The sequence below is a fragment of the Micromonospora sp. NPDC005206 genome (genome assembly GCF_040608175.1).
Taxonomy (GTDB): Bacteria; Actinomycetota; Actinomycetes; order Mycobacteriales; family Micromonosporaceae; genus Micromonospora.
In genome coordinates, this window is record NZ_JBEXHU010000002.1 from 16,831 (window position 1) to 34,555 (window position 17,725).

Genomic DNA, 17,725 nt, shown 5'->3' on the forward strand with positions numbered 1-17,725 from the left:
TAGGGGAGGATGGGCGGCGTGGAAGCTCTGCGACTGACTCTCCTCTATGTCCATCTGATCGGTTTCGCCCTGCTGCTCGGCGGCTCGATCGCCCAATACATCAGCGGCCGGCTGCGGATCAACCCGGCCATGCTGTGGGGGGCGGTGATCCAGTTGCTGACCGGGCTCGGCCTCTCCGCCCCGCTGCGCGACGGTGACGAGCCGGCCCCGGCGAAACTCGTGACGAAGCTGGTGATCGCGCTGCTGATCTTCGTCATGGTCTTCTTCTCGCGGAAGCGGGACGTGGTCAATCGCGGTCACTTCCTCGCGATCGTCGGCCTGACGCTGGTCAACGCGGCGGTCGCGGTCTTTTGGCGGTAGCGTCCGAGGAGGGGGCCGCCCCTGAAAAACGGACGTTCGTGACGCCTGGACTGCTCGCCTACCAGCACGAAGAGTGACTTGCCCCACGCGAGGATTACACCCGGGTAACAGGCACTCAACAGTCGTGCACGATTGTCGGCTGGTGGGTGGGCGCGGGCGTACGCTCCCGTCCGTAACGTGGGACAGCCGGCGGCACACCGCAGGTCGGCTGATGGGCTGCCACCGCACTAGGCGCGGTGTGCAATGGGAAGGAGACGTCTTGCGCTCGGTGCGTGGGATGCGGATCGCCTCGATCTTCGCGGTGGGTGGGCTCGCGCTCACCGCCGCCGCGTGTGGCGAGGCCCCCAAGGATGACAACAACGCGGGCAGTGGCGCCAAGAAGTTCAGCGCCTGCATGGTGACCGACGTCGGCGGCATCGACGACAAGTCGTTCAACGCTTCGGCCTGGAAGGGCCTGCAGGAGGCCAAGGCCGCCAACGACAACATCGACATCAAGTACGTCGCGTCGAAGGCCGAGGCCGACTACGAGCCGAACCTGACGCAGTACGTCAACCAGAAGTGCAACTTCATCCTGGCCGTCGGTGGCCTGATGTCGAACGCCACCTCGAAGATCGCCAAGGCGAACCCGAACCAGGAGTTCGGCATCGTCGACGCCAACCCGGGTGACGCCAACGTCTACCCGATGCAGTTCGACACCGCGCAGGCCGCCTTTCAGGCGGGCTACCTGGCCGCCGGGCTGACCAAGACCGGCAAGGTGGCCACCTACGGCGCCCTGCCGATCCCGCCGGTGACCATCTTCATGGACGGCTTCGTCGACGGCGTGGCGTACTACAACACCACCAAGAAGAAGAACGTCCAGGCGCTCGGCTGGGACAAGGCGACCCAGAAGGGTTCCTTCACCAACGACTTCGCCAAGCAGGACGAGGGCAAGAAGGTCTCCGACACGCTGGTCGCCCAGGGCGCGGACATCATCATGCCCGTCGCCGGTGGCTCCGGCCTCGGCACGACCTCCGCGGCCAAGGCCTCGAGCGGCAAGTACAACACCATCTGGGTGGACGTCGACGGCTGCGAGAGCACCCCGGACTGCGCGGCGATCATCACCACCGTGGTCAAGAACATCCCGGACGCCGTCAAGGAGGCCGTGGTCAAGGCCGCCGCCGGCGACAAGCTGCCGGCCAAGCCGGGCTTCGTCGGCACCCTGGCCAACAACGGTGTCTCGCTCGCCCCGTACCACGACTTCGACAGCAAGGTTCCGGCCGAGCTGAAGGCCGAGATCGACAAGATCAAGGCGGACATCGCCGCCGGCACCATCACCGTCACCTCAAAGGCCCAGCCGACCAAGTGACGACCGGCCGGTCCCTCCGGTGAGATCATCGGAGGGTCGGCGGGGACAGGTACGACCGATCCGGCCGCTCCGGCGCCGCGGGTGACCACCCGTGGGGCCGGAGCGGCCGATCGCGCGCCACGATGACCGGGCCAGCCGGGCCGGGTCGACGGCAGCTACGCTGCACCATCGCTCGCACTCCAGGAGGTTGCGCTGAGACTCGAACTGCGCGGCATCACCAAGCGGTTCGGTGATCTGGTCGCCAACGACCACATCGATCTGACGGTGGAGCCTGGAGAGATTCACGCCCTGCTCGGCGAGAACGGCGCGGGCAAGTCGACCCTGATGAACGTGCTCTACGGGCTCTACCAGCCCGACGAGGGCGAGATCCTGGTCGACGGCAAGCCGCTGAAGCTGAAGGGCCCGTCCGACGCGATCGCGGCCGGGATCGGCATGGTGCACCAGCACTTCATGCTGGTGCCGGTCTTCACGGTCACCGAGAACATCATGCTCGGAGCCGAGCAGGTCCGGGGCGGCATCGCCGGCTTCCTGGACCGGCGGCGTGCCCGGCGCGAGGTCGCCGAGGTGTCCGAGCGCTACAACCTGCAGGTCGACCCGGACGCGGTGATCGAGGACCTGCCGGTCGGCATCCAGCAGCGCGTCGAGATCGTCAAGGCGCTCACCCGCGACGTCGACCTGCTCATCCTGGACGAGCCGACCGCGGTGCTCACGCCGCAGGAGACCGAAGAACTGCTGACGGTCATGCGGTCGCTGAAGGCGGCCGGCAAGTCGATCGTCTTCATCACCCACAAGCTCGGCGAGGTCAAGGCCATCGCCGACCGTATCACCGTGATCCGACGCGGAAAGACCGTCGGCACCGCCTCGCCGGAGGCCAGCCGTGACGAACTGGCCGCGCTGATGGTGGGGCGCAGCGTCCGGCTCACCGTGGACAAGGGCAATGCGACACCGGGCGAGCCGATGCTGGAGGTGGCCGGGCTGGTCGTCGACGACGACCGGCAGATCCGCGCGGTCGACGGGGTGGACCTGACCGTACGCGCGGGCGAGGTGCTCGGCGTGGCGGGTGTGCAGGGCAACGGTCAGACCGAGCTGATCGAGGCGATCATGGGCTTGCGCCCGGTGCTCGCCGGCACGGTCAGCCTGGCCGGCGACCGGATCGACGGCTGGACGACCAAGAAGGTGCTCCGCGCCGGCGTCGGCTACGTGCCGGAGGACCGCAGCGTGGACGGCCTGGTCAAGGAGTTCAGCGTCGCGGAGAACCTGGTGCTGGACATCTACGACCGGCCGCCGTTCGGTGCGGGGCTCGCGCTCAAACCGGACGCGATCGCGACCTCGGCGAAGGAGCGGATCGAGCAGTTCGACGTCCGCACCTCATCGGCCGACGCGCCCGTGGGCACCCTCTCCGGCGGTAACCAGCAGAAGGTGATCGTGGCCCGGGAGCTGTCCCGGCCGCTGAAGCTCTTCATCGCCGCCCAGCCGACCCGCGGCGTCGACGTCGGGTCCATCGAGTTCATCCACAGCCGGATCATCCGCGAGCGGGACATCGGCACCGCCGTCATGGTGGTTTCCAGCGAACTCGACGAGGTGATCGGGCTGGCCGACCGGATCGCGGTGATGTACCGGGGTCGGATCATCGGCATCGTCGGCCCGGACACCCCGCGCGAGGAGATCGGCCTGCTGATGGCCGGTATCAGCCCGGACGCGGCCCACGAGCAGGGTACGGACGCCGTGCCCACCGACGGCGCGGCTACCGACGGGAGCCCGGCGAGCGACGCAGGCTCCGCGAACGAGGACGAGGCATGAGCGACCCCATCCCGCAGTCCGGCTCGCCGGACAAGGAGCCGGCGAGCGAGGCGCAGGCCGCGCAGAACGCGTTCAGCAACACCGAACGGGCCGAGCCGGCGACCAAGCCGGACCCGTCGGCACCGGAGCCCAAGCCCAGCCTGGGCCGGCTGTTCCTGGACAACCTCTGGGCGGCCAACACCTTCACGGTGACCCTGCTGTCGTTGGTGCTGGCGATCGTGGTCGGCGCGGTGCTGATGATCATTTCTGATCCGGCCGTGCTCTCCACCTACTCCTACATCACCGCCCGCCCGGCGGACGCGTTCAGCGCCAGCTGGACGCTGGTCAGCGAGGCGTACGCGAACCTGTTCAAGGGGTCGATCTTCGACCCGGAGGCGTTCTCCGGCTGGCTGAACGGCAGCAACGGCTGGCAGGCCGTGCTCGCGCCGATCTCCGAGACGCTCACCTACACGGCGCCGCTGGTCTTCACCGGCCTGGCGGTGGCGCTGGCCTTCCGCGGCGGCCTGTTCAACATCGGTGCCCAGGGCCAGGCCACCGTCGGCGTGGTCCTGGCGGCGCTGGCCGGCTTCCTGCTGCCGCTGCCGCCCGGTCTGCACCTGCTGGTGGCGGTGCTGGCCGGGGCCCTGGGCGGGGCGATCTGGGGTTTCATCCCGGGCATCCTCAAGGCCCGCGCCGGGGCCCACGAGGTGATCAACACGATCATGCTCAACTACGTCGCCACGTACTTCCTCACCTGGTTGATCGTGCAGAACGGCGTGCAGGACCCGACCCGTCCCGACGCGATCAGCAGGGCGGTGGACACCTCCGCCCAGCTGCCCCGGCTGCTCGGTGACAACCTGCGGGTGCACGCCGGCATCCTGCTCGCCGTGCTGGCCACCTGGGCGGTCGCCTGGCTGCTGAACCGCTCGACGCTCGGCTTCGAGCTGCGCGCGGTCGGTGCCAACCCGGACGCCGCCCGGACCGCCGGAATCAGCGTCACCCGGACGTACATCCTGATCATGGTCTTCTCCGGAATCCTGGCCGGCCTCGGCGGCTCGAACATGGTGTTGGGCTCCACCGCCAGCGCCCTGACCCCGCTGGTGGTCGCGCAGATCGGCTTCGACGGCATCCTGGTGGCGCTGCTCGGCCGGGTGAAGCCGTGGGGGGTGCTGCTGGCAGGGCTGCTGTTCGGGGCGCTCCAGGCCGGCGGTAACCGGATGCAGTCGTACTCGGGGATCTCGCTGGAGCTGGTGACCGTGCTCCAGGCGCTGATCGTCATCTTCATCGCCGCGCCGGCCCTGGTGAAGGCGATCTTCCAGCTCCGGGCCGCGCGCGCCGCCCGGTTGCAGACGAGCCTGGCGAAGGGCTGGTAACTCATGTCCACCATGGCTGTCCCCGACATCGCGGTCGCCCCGGTCGACGAGGGCTTCTGGACCCGTAGCCGCAAGGTCGGTCTGACGCTGCTGGCGCTCGGTCTGCTGTCGGCGGTGCTCTTCGGCGCGCTCGCCACCGACCAGCAGGCCCGGTTCACGCTCAGCGACGACGCGGCCGGCGCCGCACTGGAGATCAACGGCACGATCGGGGCGATCCTGTTCGGGATCATCGCGATCGCCGCTGGCGCGGCGCTGCTCGCCGGGGTGCCGAAGCGCTGGTTCCTTCCCGTGCTCGGCGTCGGGCTGGTCGGCTTCGTGCTCTCCTTCCTCTGCTGGCAGGTCTCCGCCGCGCCGGCCGGGCAGAACTTCATGCCGCTGGTCAACATCATCCGGGGCACGTTCATCCTCGCGCTGCCGCTGATCTTCGGCGCGCTCGCCGGGGTGCTCTGCGAACGGTCCGGCGTGGTCAACGTGGCCATCGAGGGTCAGTTGCTGATGGGCGCGTTCAGCGGCGCGTTGTTCGGCAGCCTCTCCGGCAGCGTCTGGGTGGGTCTGGTCGCCGCCGCCCTCGGTGGCGCGTTCATCTCGCTGCTGCTGGCCGTCTTCGCCATCCGCTACCTGGTCGACCAGGTCGTCATGGGCATCGTGCTGAACCTGCTGGCGGTCGGTGTCACCGGCTTCCTCTACGAGCGGCTGATGCAGACCGACGCGACGAAATACAACAGCGCGCCACGCTTCAGCAACTGGAACATCCCGCTGCTCGAGGACATCCCGGTGCTCGGCCCGGCGCTGTTCCGCGGCAACATCTTCCTCTACCTCGGCCTGCTCCTGGTGCTGGTGATCCACATCGGGCTGTTCCGGACCCGGTGGGGGCTGCGTACCCGCTCGGTCGGCGAGCACCCGACCGCCGCCGACACGCTCGGCGTCAAGGTGCTGCGGGTGCGTTACCGCAACGTGCTGCTGGCCGGCGTGGTCGCCGGAATCGGCGGCGCGTCCTACACGCTGGCGCTCTACTCGTTCACCAAGAACATGATCGGCGGCAAGGGCTTCATCGCACTGGCCGCGCTGATCTTCGGCCGGTGGAACCCGACCGGCGCGCTGCTCGCCGCGCTCTTCTTCGGCTTCGCCGACCAGCTCGCCACCTATCTGGGCGCGATCAACAGCGTGATCCCCAGCCAGTTCCTGGCCATGCTGCCCTATCTGGCGACGATCCTGGCGGTCGCCGGGTTGGTCGGCCGGGTCCGGGCACCGGCTGCGGACGGCAAGCCGTACATCAAGGGCTGACGCCCGGCGTCGACGCGGCGGGGCCGAGGTGGTCCCGCCGCAGGCAGCGATGACGGTGCGGCAGAATGATGGGATGACTGAGATCGACTGGGCGCGATTGCGCGCCGCCGCCTCGGACGCGATGCGGCACGCGTACGCGCCGTACTCGACGTTCCCGGTCGGCGCGGCCGCGCTGGTCGACGACGGCCGCGTGGTGGTCGGCTGCAACGTGGAGAACGCCGCGTACGGGGTGACCCTCTGCGCCGAGTGCGGGGTGGTGTCCAGCCTGCACGCCACCGGGGGTGGCCGTCTCGTCGCGCTCTCCTGCGTCGACGCCACCGGTGAGCCGTTGATGCCGTGCGGCCGGTGCCGGCAGCTGCTCTGGGAGCACGGTGGGCCGGAGTGCCTGATCGAGACCAAGGGTCGCCCGCTGCGGATGGCAGAGCTGCTGCCGCACGCCTTCGGTGTGGAGGACCTGGAGGCGGTGACCGGTGAGACGCCGGTGCCGGTGGTCCCGGAGCGGCTGGCTGCCTGGCGCGGGCGCGGCACCGTCTTCGTGCACCCGGACATGTCCGCCGGGCAGCAGGTCTGGACGGCGTACTGGGAGCGGTCGGCCGGGGACGACGCGGGCGCCGAGACCGGCGTGCTGGAGGAGGCCCCGAGCTGGGACGACCCGGCGGAGGCGATCACCTGGGGGATGGCCCGGACGCCTCGGGTGGTGGTGGTCGACGCGACCGGGACCATCTTCTGGGCCGGTGAGGGCGAGCCGCCTTTGGAGATTCCCGTTCGCTGGGCTGCTGGTTGAGCTCTGGGGATTGGGCCGACCGCGCCCGGCTCCGGGCGGTCAGGCTTGATCCCTCCGCCGGGCACGGTCGGCCCAATCCCTCGGTGTTCACGGTCCGTGGGTCGGGATCTGCATACGACTAGGAAAGATCTTTTCTGATGAGTAGTGGTTTTGCTGCTGTTGATGTCATTCGGGTGAAGCGGGACGGGGGTGTGCTGTCGGACGCGCAGATCGACTGGGTGATGGACGCGTACACCCGCGGGGTGGTCGCCGACGAGCAGATGGCCGCGCTGGCCATGGCGATCCTGCTCAACGGCATGACCGACCCGGAGATCGCCCGGTGGACCGCCGCGATGATCGCCAGCGGTGAGCGGCTGGACCTCTCGGCGGTACGACGCCCGACGGTCGACAAGCACTCCACCGGCGGCGTCGGCGACAAGATCACCCTGCCGCTCACCCCGCTGGTCGCGGCGTGCGGCGCGGCCGTGCCGCAGCTCAGTGGGCGCGGTCTCGGGCACACCGGCGGCACGCTGGACAAGTTGGAGTCCGTCCCGGGCTGGCGGGCCGCGCTGAGCAACGACGAGTTCATCAGCCAGCTCGGCGACGTCGGCGCGGTGATCTGCGCGGCCGGCGCCGGCCTGGCTCCCGCCGATCGGAAGCTGTACGCGCTGCGCGACGTGACCGGCACGGTGGAGGCGATCCCTCTGATCGCCAGCTCGATCATGAGCAAGAAGATCGCCGAGGGCACCGGCGCACTGGTCCTCGACGTCAAGGTCGGCTCGGGCGCCTTCATGAAGTCCGTCGACCAGGCCCGTGAGCTGGCCCGCACCATGGTCGAGCTGGGCGGTGCGCACGGCGTGCGGACGGTCGCCCTGCTCACCGACATGTCCACACCGCTCGGCCTGGCGATTGGCAACGCGGTCGAGGTGACCGAGTCGGTCGAGGTGCTGGCCGGAGGTGGACCGGCCGACGTGGTGGAGCTGACGCTGGCCCTGGCGCGGGAGATGCTCGACGCCGCCGGCCTGCCGGACGCCGATCCGGCGGCGGCGCTGCGGGACGGCCGGGCGATGGACTCCTGGCGGGCGATGATCCGGGCGCAGGGCGGCGACCCGGACGCGCCGATGCCGGCTGCCCCGGAGGTCGAGGTGGTGCGCGCGGAGCAGGACGGGCACGTGGCGGCCGTCGACGCGTACGCCATGGGGGTGGCGGCCTGGCGGCTCGGCGCGGGCCGGGCCCGCAAGGAGGACCCGGTGAGCGTTCCGGCCGGGGTGGTCCTGCACAAGCGACCCGGCGATGCGGTGCGGGCCGGTGACGCCCTCTACGAGCTGCGCGCCGAGGACCCGGCGCGGATCCCGGCGGCGCTCGCGGAGGCGGCCCGCGCGGTGCGGGTCGCGCCGACCGCGCCGGTGCCGACGCCGCTGGTCATCGAGCGGATCGGCTGACCTGACCCGGGGTCGGGGCGGCGTGGTGCCGGTCACCAGGGAGCGCTATTCTCGCAGGCCAAGGGGGGATAGCCGGCCTTGAGCCGTCGCGAGCAGACAGGAAAACGCGCCGTGACCGTACCTGCCCCCGACCCACGAGAGGTACGCGAGGCGAGCCTGGACGAGTTGTCCCGGCTCCGCCTGCCGTTGCCGCCTCCCCAGTTCCCGCTCGTCTGGGAGCCGGGTGACCAGATCGAGTTGCGCCCCACAGCGGAGATCGAGGCGCGGATCGCCGTGCTGCACCTGATCCTGGCCCGCTGCTTCGGGATGCCCCCGCAGGCGGCGATGAGCTGGCTGCTCGGCTCGCACCTGATGGAGATGGTGACCCCGCCGGAGTGGCAGTTCGTGACCGGCGGCAAGGGCGACCACCGGTCGTTCGTGCTGCACCACGACGCGCTCTTCGCCCTGGCCTGGGTGCTCGGGCTGAGCAAGCAGCTCGACCCGACCCTCGCCGTGGACGAGCGGCTGGTCGAGCGGCTGCCGCACATCGCCGAGGGGGAGACGTTCCCGCGCTGGCGGTCCCGGATCCTCACCGCGCCGCAGCATCCCGCCGACGCGGCCGCCCTGCTCGATCTGCACTACTGCCTGGACTGGGCTTACCTGGAGACTGAGCGGGTCGGGCGGTCGCTGCCTGGGCTGGTCGACGCGAACGCGATCGGTCAGCGGCGCTGGGCGCTGGAGTGGGCGGTGATCCTGCGTGGGCCGTACCACGATGAACCGCCCGGCTGGGAAGAGGTCGACCTCTCCACCTGACCTCAGCGGGGCCGCTGGACGTCGAGCCGGACCGCCACGGTGACCCGGACCGGTTCGGGCAGCGCGACCAGCCGGGCGGCGAGAGCGGCCGGGTCGGTGTGCCATGCGCTGGGGCCCATCCCGACCAGGGTGGCGACCTCCGGCCGGGTCAGCGTCAGCTCCGCCCGGTGTACGGCCGAGTTGACCCCGGTGAAGTGCCCGCCCAGGCTGCCGGCCACCCGGTCGGCCTTGTCCGGGTCCACTCGCAGCAGGCCGAGAGCGTCCACCAGTTCGGCGAGGTGGTCGGCGGCGGGGGTGACCACCAGCAACGTGCCGTTCGGGTCGAGCACCCGGTGGAACTCCGCGCCGTTGCGCGGGGCGAAGACGTTCAGCAGCACGGAGGTCGACGCGTCGGCGAGCGGCAGCCGCTGCCAGGTGTCGGCGAGCGCCGCGGCCGCCCGGGGATGCGCCCGTGCCGCGCGGCGGAGCGCCGGCTTGGACACGTCCAGGGCCAGACCCACCGCGTCCGGCAGCGCCGCCAGCACCGCGCCGAGGTACCGGCCGGTGCCGGCGCCGGCGTCCACCACCAGGGGGTACGCCTCGAAGTCGGGCGTCGGCGGCTCAACCCGTACCTCTGCGGTTGTGTCCTTTGCTCTGCTTGCCTCCGCGCAACGGTTCTGTCCGGAAACCGTTGCGTCGGTTGAAGCAGAGCAAAGGGCGGACGGGGTAGGCCCCGGGTGCGTGGCGGCCGGCGCGCGGAGCCGGCCGACGGCGTCCGTGGCGGCAGCGGCGAGGGCGGCCGAGATGACGTCGTAGTGCCCGGCGGCGAGGAAGTCCGCCCGGGCGGCCACCATCTCGGCGCTGTCGCCGGCGTGCGGGGCGCGCCCGGCCAGCAGGTTGACGTACCCCTGCCGGGCGATGTCGAAGCTGTGCCGGCGCGGGCAGCGCAGCGCCCTGGCGGTGCCGGCGGTCGACTCGGACAGCGGCTCGCCGCAGACCGGGCAGCGCAGCCGGTCGAGGATGCGCGGGTCCACGTCAGGCCGCCGGTTCGGGCTGCGGGCGGGTGGCCCGGGGCTCGGGGCCGGCGAGGTGGTCGACCACCCGGTGGGTGAGCGCGCCGAGCGCGTCGACCTCAGCGGGGGTGAGCAGGTCGATCAGGTGCCGCCGGACGGCGGCCACGTGGCCGGGGGCAGCGGACTCGATGGCCTGCCGACCCGCCGGGGTGAGCACGACGATGGAGCCGCGGGCGTCGTCGGCGCACTCCTCGCGGGTCACCAGGCCGCGTTGCTGCATCCGGCTCAGGTGGTGCGAGAGCCGGCTGCGCGACCACAGCATCCTGGCGGCCAGCTCGCTGAGGCGCAGCCGCCCCTGCTGGGTCTCGGAGAGGTCGGAGAGCACGTCGTAGTCCGGCTCGGAGAGGCCGGCGTCCTGGGTCAGCTCCCGGGCCAGCTCCAGATCGAGCAGTCGACGCATCCGGCGGTAGCCGCGCCAGGCGCGGGCCTCCCGTTCGTCCAGCCACCGCGGTGTGTCCATACGTGGAGTCTAGCGGTTTGGTTGACATGTCACCGATTCGCCTTCTAGGTTGATGACATGTCAACAAATTCACTCGAGCGCGACCCGACCACCCGCCGCCTCAACGTGATCGTCGCGAGCACGCGCCCCGGCCGGGTGGGTCGGATGATCGGCGACTGGTTCACAGACGCCGCCGGCCGCCACGGTGGCTTCGACGACGTCCGACTGGTCGACCTCGCCGAGGTCGGGCTGCCGTTCCATGACGAGCCGCATCACCCGTCCGAGGGTCGCTACCTCTACCGGCACACCCAGCGGTGGAGCGCGACGACCGCGGCCGCGGACGCGTTCGTCTTCGTGATGCCCGAGTACAACTACGGCTTCAGCGCCCCGCTCAAGAACGCGATCGACTACCTCTACCACGAGTGGCAGCACAAGCCGGTGGGCTTCGTCAGTTACGGCATGAGCTCCGGCGGCCTGCGTGCCGTTCAGATGATCAAGCAGGTGGTGACCACGCTCAACATGGTCCCGGTCAACGACGCGGTGACCATCTTCTTGCGACAGGCGCTGGACGGCGCCGGCCGGCTGGTGCCGGATCCGGGGCGGGACGCCGCCGCCGAGGCGATGCTCCACCAGCTCGGCCGGCTGGCCGCCGCGCTTGCGCCGCTGCGGGTGCCGGCATGAGCGACCGGCTGTGGGGGCTGTTCGGCACGCGGGGGCGCGGGGTGCTGGTCACCCTGCGCCGGGACGGCCGACCCCAGCTGTCCAACCTCGACTACCTGGCCGAGCCGGGGCTGATCCGCTGCTCCACCACCGGGGACCGGGCGAAGGTGCGCAACCTGCGCCGCGACCCCCGGGCCAGCTTTCACGTGACCACGCCGGACGGCGGCGCGTACGCGGTCGCCGAGGGCACCGTTACCCTCACCGAGCCGGCCGCGGCCACCGCCGACGCGACGGTCGACGAGCTGGTCGAGGTCTACCGGCGGATTCGCGGCGAGCACCCGGACTGGGCGGACTACCGTGCCGCCATGGTCGCCGACGGGCGGCTCGTGATCCGCCTCGAAGTGCACCGGGTGTACGGCTGGCAGCCGTGACTGCCGGCCGGTCCCGTCCCGGTCCGCCAGGGTCGCTGACTAGGGTCTGAGCATGGTCGCAACTATCCGGTACGAGGACATCGTCAAGGTCCCGAAGGCGCTGCTGCACGACCACCTCGACGGCGGGCTGCGGCCGGCGACGATCGTCGAGCTGGCCGCGGAGGTGGGCCACGAACTGCCCGCCACCGACCCCGAGGCGCTGGGGCGCTGGTTCGTCGACGCGGCCGACTCCGGCTCGCTGGAGCGCTACCTGGAGACGTTCGCGCACACCGTGGCGGTCATGCAGACCGCGCCGGCGCTGCGCCGGGTGGCCCGCGAGTGCGCGCTGGACCTGGCCGCCGACGGCGTGGTCTACGCCGAGGTGCGGTTCGCTCCGGAGCAGCACCTGGAACAGGACCTGAGCCTGGACGAGGTGGTCGAGGCGGTGCTCGCCGGTTTCGCCGAGGGCACCGCCCAGGCCGTCGAGGCGGGGTTGAACATCCGGGTGGGCACGCTGCTTACCGCCATGCGGCACGCGGCCCGCTCGCAGGAGATCGCCGAGCTGGCCGTGCGGCACCGGGACTCCGGGGTGGTCGGCTTCGACATCGCCGGCGCCGAGGCGGGCTTCCCGCCCACCCGGCACCTGGACGCCTTCGAGTACCTCCAGCGGGAGAACTTCCACTTCACCATCCACGCCGGCGAGGCGTTCGGCCTGCCGTCGATCTGGCAGGCGATCCAGTGGTGCGGCGCGGATCGGCTCGGCCACGGGGTGCGGATCGTGGACGACATCACCCCCGGCGCGGCGCCGGTGCTCGGCCGGCTGGCCGCGTACGTCCGGGACAAGCGGATCCCGCTGGAGCTGTGCCCGTCGTCGAACGTGCAGACCGGAGCGGTGGACTCGATCGCGGACCACCCGATCGGCCTGCTGCGGGACCTGCGGTTCCGGGTCACCGTCAACACCGACAACCGGCTGATGAGCGGCACGTCGATGTCGCGGGAGATGGCCCTGCTGGTGGAGACGTTCGGCTACGGCTGGCGGGAGTTGCAGTGGTTCACCATCAACGCGATGAAGAGCGCCTTCATCCCGTTCGACGAGCGGCTGCGGATCATCGATGAGGTGATCAAGCCGGCGTACGCGAAGCTGCTGGCCTGAGTGGTCAGCCGTGCGGGTGGCCGGCGAGCAGGCCGGCCACCCTGCGCAGCACCTCCCGGGCCCGGGCCGCCTCCGCGCCCAGCCCGGTCTGCCGGCGCAGCACCGCGGGCTCGGCGCGCAGCAGCGCCACCCCGCGCCGGACCAGCACCTGTGGCGCCTTGCGCTGCTCGGACAGGTCGCGGGCCAGCCGGCGGAGGAAGGTCGCCCCGCGCGGGCGGCGCAGCGCGTACGCACCGGCGAGCAGGCCACGACGGCGGCACTCATCGACGATCTCGGCGGCGAAGATCCCTTCGGCCACGAAAAGTGGCGATCCGGCGACGTCAAATGGCCGTGTGGCCACCCGTCGATCCGCGCCGATCGCATAAACCGGCACATCGGCGCGACCCTCGCGAGCCAGTCGGGCAATCGTTTCGACCGCCGTGAGGGCGTCCCACGACTCGGGTGATTCCCAGTCCACCTGGCCGTTTCGGCGCGGCAACGTAGGGTTATCGCCATCTTTGTAAAAGTCGTCCAGGCAGAGCACCGGTAGGCCGGTTTGCTGCGCTATGTACGACTTTCCAGAGCCAGAAGGGCCAGCGAGCAGGACAACGCGGTGCGGATGTTTCATTACCTTCAGTTACTCCGGCCAGACGGACTGCTATCAAATCGCATCAACATCTCATCACACCTTCGGCGGGTGACAACCTGGGCTTTCTTCTTGCCGGGCGGCGTGATGGAATCTCGGGGGTCCGACCCGCCGGGTCGGACGCTGGGCGTTGCGCGGGGGCAACGCGTTCAAGCTGTAATCGCGAGGGCGGTGACGTGAGCAAACGGCCAAAGACGGCGGGCTCCTTCCTGTCGCGGCTGCGCCGACCGGCCAGCCGGCTCCGGGACATGCCGATCTGGTCCAAGCTCGGTCTCATCATGATCGTGCCGACCATCGCCACGGTCGTGGTGGGCACCAGTGGTCTCGTCGACCACCTGGAGACGCTCAACAATGCCAACCGGGCCGGCGACCTGGCCAACCTGTCGAGCTACTCGGGTGACCTGGTCGACACGCTTCAGGACGAGCGGACCACCGCCGTGCTGCTGCTGGGGGCCAAGGGGACGCAGCCGACGGCGCAGTACCAGGAGGCCTACAACCGGGTGAACTCCCGGGTAGACCAGGCGAGGGGCCCCTACCTGCAGCAGCGGGCCGAGATCGAGGACCTGCCGAGCAGCCTGGAGGGCGTGCTCAACGGGATCGACCAGACCCTGAAGGACCTGCCAGGCGTCCGCAGCCAGGTGTTCAACGGCAAACTCAAGCTCACCGAGACCATTCAGGCGTACGAGCGCCTGATCAACGACCTGCTCGCCATCCGTGACTCCGCCACCCAACTCGCCGGCAACAGCGACCTGAGCGACCGGATGCGGGCCGCCGCGGCGATCGCCCGGGAGAAGGAGTTCCTCTCCGTCCGCCGGGTCGTCGTGCACCGCGCCCTCGGCTCGGAGCAGCGGCGGATGACCCCGGTGCTGCGCACCGACTACATCGCCAGCGGCACCGGTCAGCAGCAGGCCCTGCAGAGCTTCAAAGCCGTCGCCAGCCCCGACGAGGCGAAGTTCCACGACCAGACGGTCGCCGGCGGTGACCGTCGGGAGGCGCAGAACTACACCGGCTGGATCGACGGCAACACCACCGGCGACATGAGCGGTGCGCCGTTCGGCCCGGACCAGTGGGACTCGGCCATGACGGCCAACGCCAAGCTGATCCGCACCGTCGAGACGAAGCTCGACGGCGACGTGGTCGCCGAGGCCGACAACCTGCGCTCGGACGTCCAGCGTCAGGTGTTCCTGGAGACCGGCCTGCTGCTCAGCATGCTGCTGCTGGCCATCCTCTTCGCGTACCTGGTCGCCCGCTCGATGGCCCGCTCGCTGCGTGAGCTGCGGCAGGGCGCTCTCTCCGTCGCCCAGTACGGCCTGCCGCAGGCGGTGGCCCGACTGCGTGACCCGCAGGTCGTCGGGCAGCTCTCCCCGGTGCAGCTGGCCAACCAGATCGCCGAGCCGCTCCCCGTCCGCAGCAAGGACGAGTTCGGCCAGGTGACCGAGGCGTTCAACGCCGTCCACCTGGAAGCCGTCCGAACCGCCGCCGAGCAGGCGGCGCTGCGCGCCTCCGTCGCGACCATGTTCGTCAACCTGGCCCGCCGTTCGCAGATCCTGGTCGACCGCCTCATCGGGCACCTCGACCGGCTGGAGCGCGGCGAGGAGGACCCGGACCGGCTGGCCGAGCTGTTCCAGCTCGACCACCTGGCCACCCGGATGCGCCGCAACGACGAGAACCTGCTCGTGCTCGCCGGCGCCGACTCCACCCGCGTGCAGCGCGAGCCGGCGGCGCTCATCGACGTGCTGCGCGCCGCGCAGTCCGAGGTCGAGCACTACACCCGGATCGAGTTCGGGGTCATCGACCGGGACATCGAGGTCGCCGCGCACGCGGTCAACGACCTGGTGCACCTCGTCGCCGAGCTGTTCGACAACGCGACCGCGTTCTCGCCGCCGGACTCGCAGGTGATGGTCGAGGCCCGCCGGGTCGGCGACCGCACCTCGCTCTACGTCGAGGACCGCGGCATCGGCATCAGCAACGACCAGCTGAACGAGCTCAACGAGCGTCTCGCGACGCCGCCGCAGGTGGACGTGGCCGTGTCCCGCATGATGGGCCTGGTCGTGGTCGCCCGGCTGGCGTCCCGGCACGGGGTCCGGGTCGAGCTGCGTCCCGGTGGTGACCGTGGCACGGTCGCCGACGTGACCCTGCCGACCTCGGTGCTGGTGCCCCGGGCGCTCTCCGGCCGGATGCAGCAGCCGCCGGCGCTGCCCGCGGCCGGTGGCCCGCAGGGCGGTGGCCCGGTTCCGGCCTTCGGCGCGCTGCCCGCGCTGGGCAACGGCCCTCGCCCGAGCGAGTCCGGCAACCAGGTCACCCTGGGTGGTCGCCCGTTCGACCCAGCCTCGCGCAACGGCGCCGGCACCCCCGCCAACGCCGGTGCGTACCGCTCGATGCCGGCCTGGTCGGACCTGACCGGTGCGGCCGGCACGAACGGCGGGGACGGGTTCACCCCGCGGACGGCCAACGGACAGCCGATCGACCCGCTGCCGCAGCGCCGCGCCGGCGACGACTCTCCGGACGCGGGCCAGCAGCCGGCCATTCCACGGCAGCTGCCCAGCAGCCCCGAGGCGCACCCGTACTCGCCGCCGCCGGTCTCCGCGCAGCCCTACTCCGGCGCACCGGTCTCCGCCTCGCCGGCCTCCGGCCAGCCGTACTCCGCGCAGCCCTACTCGGGTGCGCCGTACGCCGGTCCGCCGGTGTCGGCCGCCCCGGCCTCGGGTCAGCCGTACTCGGCCCCGCCGGCCGGTCAGCCCTATTCGGCCCCGCCGGCCGGTCAGCCGTACTCGGCGCCGCCAGCCGGTCAGCCCTATTCGGCCCCGCCGGCATCGAGTCAGCCGTACTCGGCGCCGCCGGCGTCCGCCCAGTCGTTCCAGTCGTTCAGCGGCTTCGCGCCCCGATCGGCCCCGCCCGCCCAGGCGCCCAACGCCCCCGCGCCGCCGGCCTGGCCGCCGGTGCCCGGTGGCGACCGGGACGCGGCCACCCCGCCGGTGCCCGAGCGGTTCGCCGCCGCCCTGGACATGACGACGGAGCTGCCGCGGGTGCAGCGACCCGCCGAGCAGCCGGCCGCCACGGCTCAGCCGACGGCACCGACCTCGGCGGCACCGGCGCAGAGCCGGCCGGCGCCGCAGCAGCCGCAGGCCCAGAATCGGCAGCGGTACGCGGACGAGACCATGGAGCTGCCGATCTTCCGGGAGCTCGAGTCGGCCTGGTTCCGTACCCGTCGGCCGGGTCCGGAGGAGGCGGCAGCGGCTCAGGCAGCCGCACCGGCCGCCCAGCCGGCGGCCAATGGCGGCACCGCGACCCAGCAGTTCGCGACGGTCGAGGCCAGCGGCCGGGCAGTCCACAAGACACCACCCGGGACGACAGGTAACACACCGATGGCAGACACTCCGACGGCCGGAGGAGCGCCGCGGGACAACGGGTCGACAGCGAACGGGGGCACCCGCCCCAGCCTCGCCGAGAGCCTGCCGAACCGCCGGCCCCAACCGCCACAGACCAACGGCTGGCAGACCGCCGCCGACGACGGCTGGCGTGCCGCCTCGGCAGCGGCCAGCGCGGTCCCGGTGAGCGAGACCACCACGACCGGTCTGCCGAAGCGCAAGCCGATGGCGCAGCTGGTCCCCGGCGCGGTGGAGAAGCCCACCACCTCGGTCCAGCGGCGTTCCCCGGAGGCGGTCCGTGGCCTGCTCTCCGCCTACCACCGGGGCGTGCAGCGAGGGCGTAGCACCTCGGACAACCCGACCAGCCCGGAGGCGACTCCGGGAGGGCAGCAATCCTCGCAGTCTGGCTCAGGCCCAGCGGCCGGGAGCGGGCAGAAGGAGCAAGAAGGATGACAACTACGCAGGATCTTGGTTGGCTGCTGGCCAACTTCGCTGACCGGGTGCCCGGTGTCGCGCATGCGGTCGCCGTCTCGGCGGATGGCCTGCTTCTCGCGTCGTCACGGGATCTGCCGCGGGACCGGGCCGATCAGCTCGCCGCGATCGCGTCCGGTCTGGTCAGCCTCACCCAGGGAGCGGCCCGCTGCTTCGAGGGAGGCGCTGTGCTGCAGACCGTCGTGGAGATGGACAATGGCTTCCTGTTCCTGATGTCCATCTCGGACGGCTCGTCCTTCGCAGTGCTGGCCGCCCGCAGCTCGGACGTCGGGCAGGTCGGCTACGAGATGGCGTTGCTGGTCGACCGGGTGGGCGACGCGCTGACCCCGCAGCCGCGTGCGGCCGCGGGGATGCTGAGCTGACGCCTCGCCGATCGTGAGGTCGGCGC

At 71.2% G+C, this 17,725-nt stretch carries 16 protein-coding genes; 13 read left to right on the forward strand and 3 right to left on the reverse strand.

The window, feature by feature from the left end:
- Positions 1-18: 18 nt before the first annotated feature.
- From ABZU69_RS02245 to ABZU69_RS02280, 8 genes are all read left to right on the forward strand, one after another.
- Positions 19-360, forward strand: coding sequence for a hypothetical protein (locus tag ABZU69_RS02245; RefSeq protein ID WP_354962606.1), 342 nt, complete (start codon positions 19-21; stop codon positions 358-360).
- 277 nt (positions 361-637) lie between these two features.
- The gene (locus tag ABZU69_RS02250) at positions 638-1,705 is read left to right on the forward strand and encodes a BMP family ABC transporter substrate-binding protein (protein WP_354962934.1); all 1,068 of its coding nucleotides are present in this window, start codon (positions 638-640) and stop codon (positions 1,703-1,705) included.
- Positions 1,706-1,957: 252 nt separating this feature from the next.
- On the forward strand, positions 1,958-3,505 hold the full coding sequence (locus ABZU69_RS02255) for an ABC transporter ATP-binding protein (RefSeq protein ID WP_354962935.1): 1,548 nt from the start codon (positions 1,958-1,960) through the stop codon (positions 3,503-3,505).
- The gene (locus ABZU69_RS02260) at positions 3,502-4,857 is read left to right on the forward strand and encodes an ABC transporter permease (protein WP_354962607.1); all 1,356 of its coding nucleotides are present in this window, start codon (positions 3,502-3,504) and stop codon (positions 4,855-4,857) included. The genes ABZU69_RS02255 and ABZU69_RS02260 overlap by 4 nt, the downstream gene beginning before the upstream one ends.
- A 3-nt stretch (positions 4,858-4,860) precedes the next feature.
- Positions 4,861-6,141 carry an ABC transporter permease gene (locus ABZU69_RS02265; protein WP_354962608.1) on the forward strand — a complete coding sequence of 427 codons (1,281 nt, stop codon included), beginning with the start codon at positions 4,861-4,863 and terminating at the stop codon, positions 6,139-6,141.
- Between the two features lie 73 nt (positions 6,142-6,214).
- A complete protein-coding gene (locus ABZU69_RS02270) occupies positions 6,215-6,925 on the forward strand; it encodes a cytidine deaminase (RefSeq protein WP_354962609.1) in 711 nt (236 codons plus the stop codon).
- Positions 6,926-7,062: 137 nt separating this feature from the next.
- Positions 7,063-8,346, forward strand: a complete 1,284-nt coding sequence (locus ABZU69_RS02275) for a thymidine phosphorylase (protein ID WP_354962610.1) — start codon at positions 7,063-7,065, stop codon at positions 8,344-8,346.
- A gap of 111 nt (positions 8,347-8,457) precedes the next feature.
- The gene (locus ABZU69_RS02280; protein ID WP_354962611.1) at positions 8,458-9,138 is read left to right on the forward strand and encodes a DUF4272 domain-containing protein; all 681 of its coding nucleotides are present in this window, start codon (positions 8,458-8,460) and stop codon (positions 9,136-9,138) included.
- Positions 9,139-9,140: 2 nt separating this feature from the next.
- Here ABZU69_RS02280 and ABZU69_RS02285 read toward each other — a convergent pair whose 3' ends face one another.
- A complete protein-coding gene (locus ABZU69_RS02285) occupies positions 9,141-10,151 on the reverse strand; it encodes a putative RNA methyltransferase (protein WP_354962612.1) in 1,011 nt (336 codons plus the stop codon).
- Position 10,152: 1 nt separating this feature from the next.
- Positions 10,153-10,650: a MarR family transcriptional regulator gene (locus ABZU69_RS02290; protein WP_354962613.1), complete on the reverse strand. Its 498-nt coding sequence runs from the start codon at positions 10,648-10,650 to the stop codon at positions 10,153-10,155.
- A gap of 57 nt (positions 10,651-10,707) precedes the next feature.
- Between ABZU69_RS02290 and ABZU69_RS02295 the strand changes: the two genes are divergently transcribed.
- The 3 genes from ABZU69_RS02295 to ABZU69_RS02305 are packed head-to-tail and all read left to right on the forward strand — an operon-like array spanning position 10,708 to position 12,852.
- A complete protein-coding gene (locus ABZU69_RS02295; protein ID WP_354962614.1) occupies positions 10,708-11,310 on the forward strand; it encodes an NAD(P)H-dependent oxidoreductase in 603 nt (200 codons plus the stop codon).
- Positions 11,307-11,720 (forward strand): PPOX class F420-dependent oxidoreductase, encoded by a 414-nt coding sequence (locus tag ABZU69_RS02300; RefSeq protein ID WP_354962615.1) that lies wholly within the window; start codon positions 11,307-11,309, stop codon positions 11,718-11,720. The genes ABZU69_RS02295 and ABZU69_RS02300 overlap by 4 nt, the downstream gene beginning before the upstream one ends.
- Positions 11,721-11,772: 52 nt before the next feature.
- On the forward strand, positions 11,773-12,852 hold the full coding sequence (locus ABZU69_RS02305; protein WP_354962616.1) for an adenosine deaminase: 1,080 nt from the start codon (positions 11,773-11,775) through the stop codon (positions 12,850-12,852).
- A gap of 4 nt (positions 12,853-12,856) precedes the next feature.
- Here the strand turns inward: ABZU69_RS02305 and ABZU69_RS02310 are convergent, their stop codons facing one another.
- Entirely contained in the window at positions 12,857-13,150 is a 294-nt protein-coding gene (locus tag ABZU69_RS02310; RefSeq protein ID WP_354962617.1) for a hypothetical protein, read from the reverse strand.
- Positions 13,151-13,653: 503 nt separating this feature from the next.
- Between ABZU69_RS02310 and ABZU69_RS02315 the strand changes: the two genes are divergently transcribed.
- Positions 13,654-17,298 carry a nitrate- and nitrite sensing domain-containing protein gene (locus tag ABZU69_RS02315; RefSeq protein WP_354962618.1) on the forward strand — a complete coding sequence of 1,215 codons (3,645 nt, stop codon included), beginning with the start codon at positions 13,654-13,656 and terminating at the stop codon, positions 17,296-17,298.
- Positions 17,295-17,699 carry a roadblock/LC7 domain-containing protein gene (locus ABZU69_RS02320; RefSeq protein ID WP_354962619.1) on the forward strand — a complete coding sequence of 135 codons (405 nt, stop codon included), beginning with the start codon at positions 17,295-17,297 and terminating at the stop codon, positions 17,697-17,699. Before ABZU69_RS02315 ends, ABZU69_RS02320 begins: the two co-directional genes overlap by 4 nt.
- Positions 17,700-17,725 lie beyond the last annotated feature (26 nt).

Coding starts and splice junctions, on each gene's coding strand:
- ABZU69_RS02290 (WP_354962613.1), bottom strand. CDS start 10,650: ATGGACACACCGCGGTGGCTGGACGAACGGGAGGCCCGCGCCTGGCGC.
- ABZU69_RS02260 (WP_354962607.1), top strand. CDS start 3,502: ATGAGCGACCCCATCCCGCAGTCCGGCTCGCCGGACAAGGAGCCGGCG.
- ABZU69_RS02265 (WP_354962608.1), top strand. CDS start 4,861: ATGTCCACCATGGCTGTCCCCGACATCGCGGTCGCCCCGGTCGACGAG.
- ABZU69_RS02305 (WP_354962616.1), top strand. CDS start 11,773: ATGGTCGCAACTATCCGGTACGAGGACATCGTCAAGGTCCCGAAGGCG.
- ABZU69_RS02295 (WP_354962614.1), top strand. CDS start 10,708: ATGTCAACAAATTCACTCGAGCGCGACCCGACCACCCGCCGCCTCAAC.
- ABZU69_RS02270 (WP_354962609.1), top strand. CDS start 6,215: ATGACTGAGATCGACTGGGCGCGATTGCGCGCCGCCGCCTCGGACGCG.
- ABZU69_RS02250 (WP_354962934.1), top strand. CDS start 638: ATGCGGATCGCCTCGATCTTCGCGGTGGGTGGGCTCGCGCTCACCGCC.
- ABZU69_RS02320 (WP_354962619.1), top strand. CDS start 17,295: ATGACAACTACGCAGGATCTTGGTTGGCTGCTGGCCAACTTCGCTGAC.
- ABZU69_RS02300 (WP_354962615.1), top strand. CDS start 11,307: ATGAGCGACCGGCTGTGGGGGCTGTTCGGCACGCGGGGGCGCGGGGTG.
- ABZU69_RS02275 (WP_354962610.1), top strand. CDS start 7,063: ATGAGTAGTGGTTTTGCTGCTGTTGATGTCATTCGGGTGAAGCGGGAC.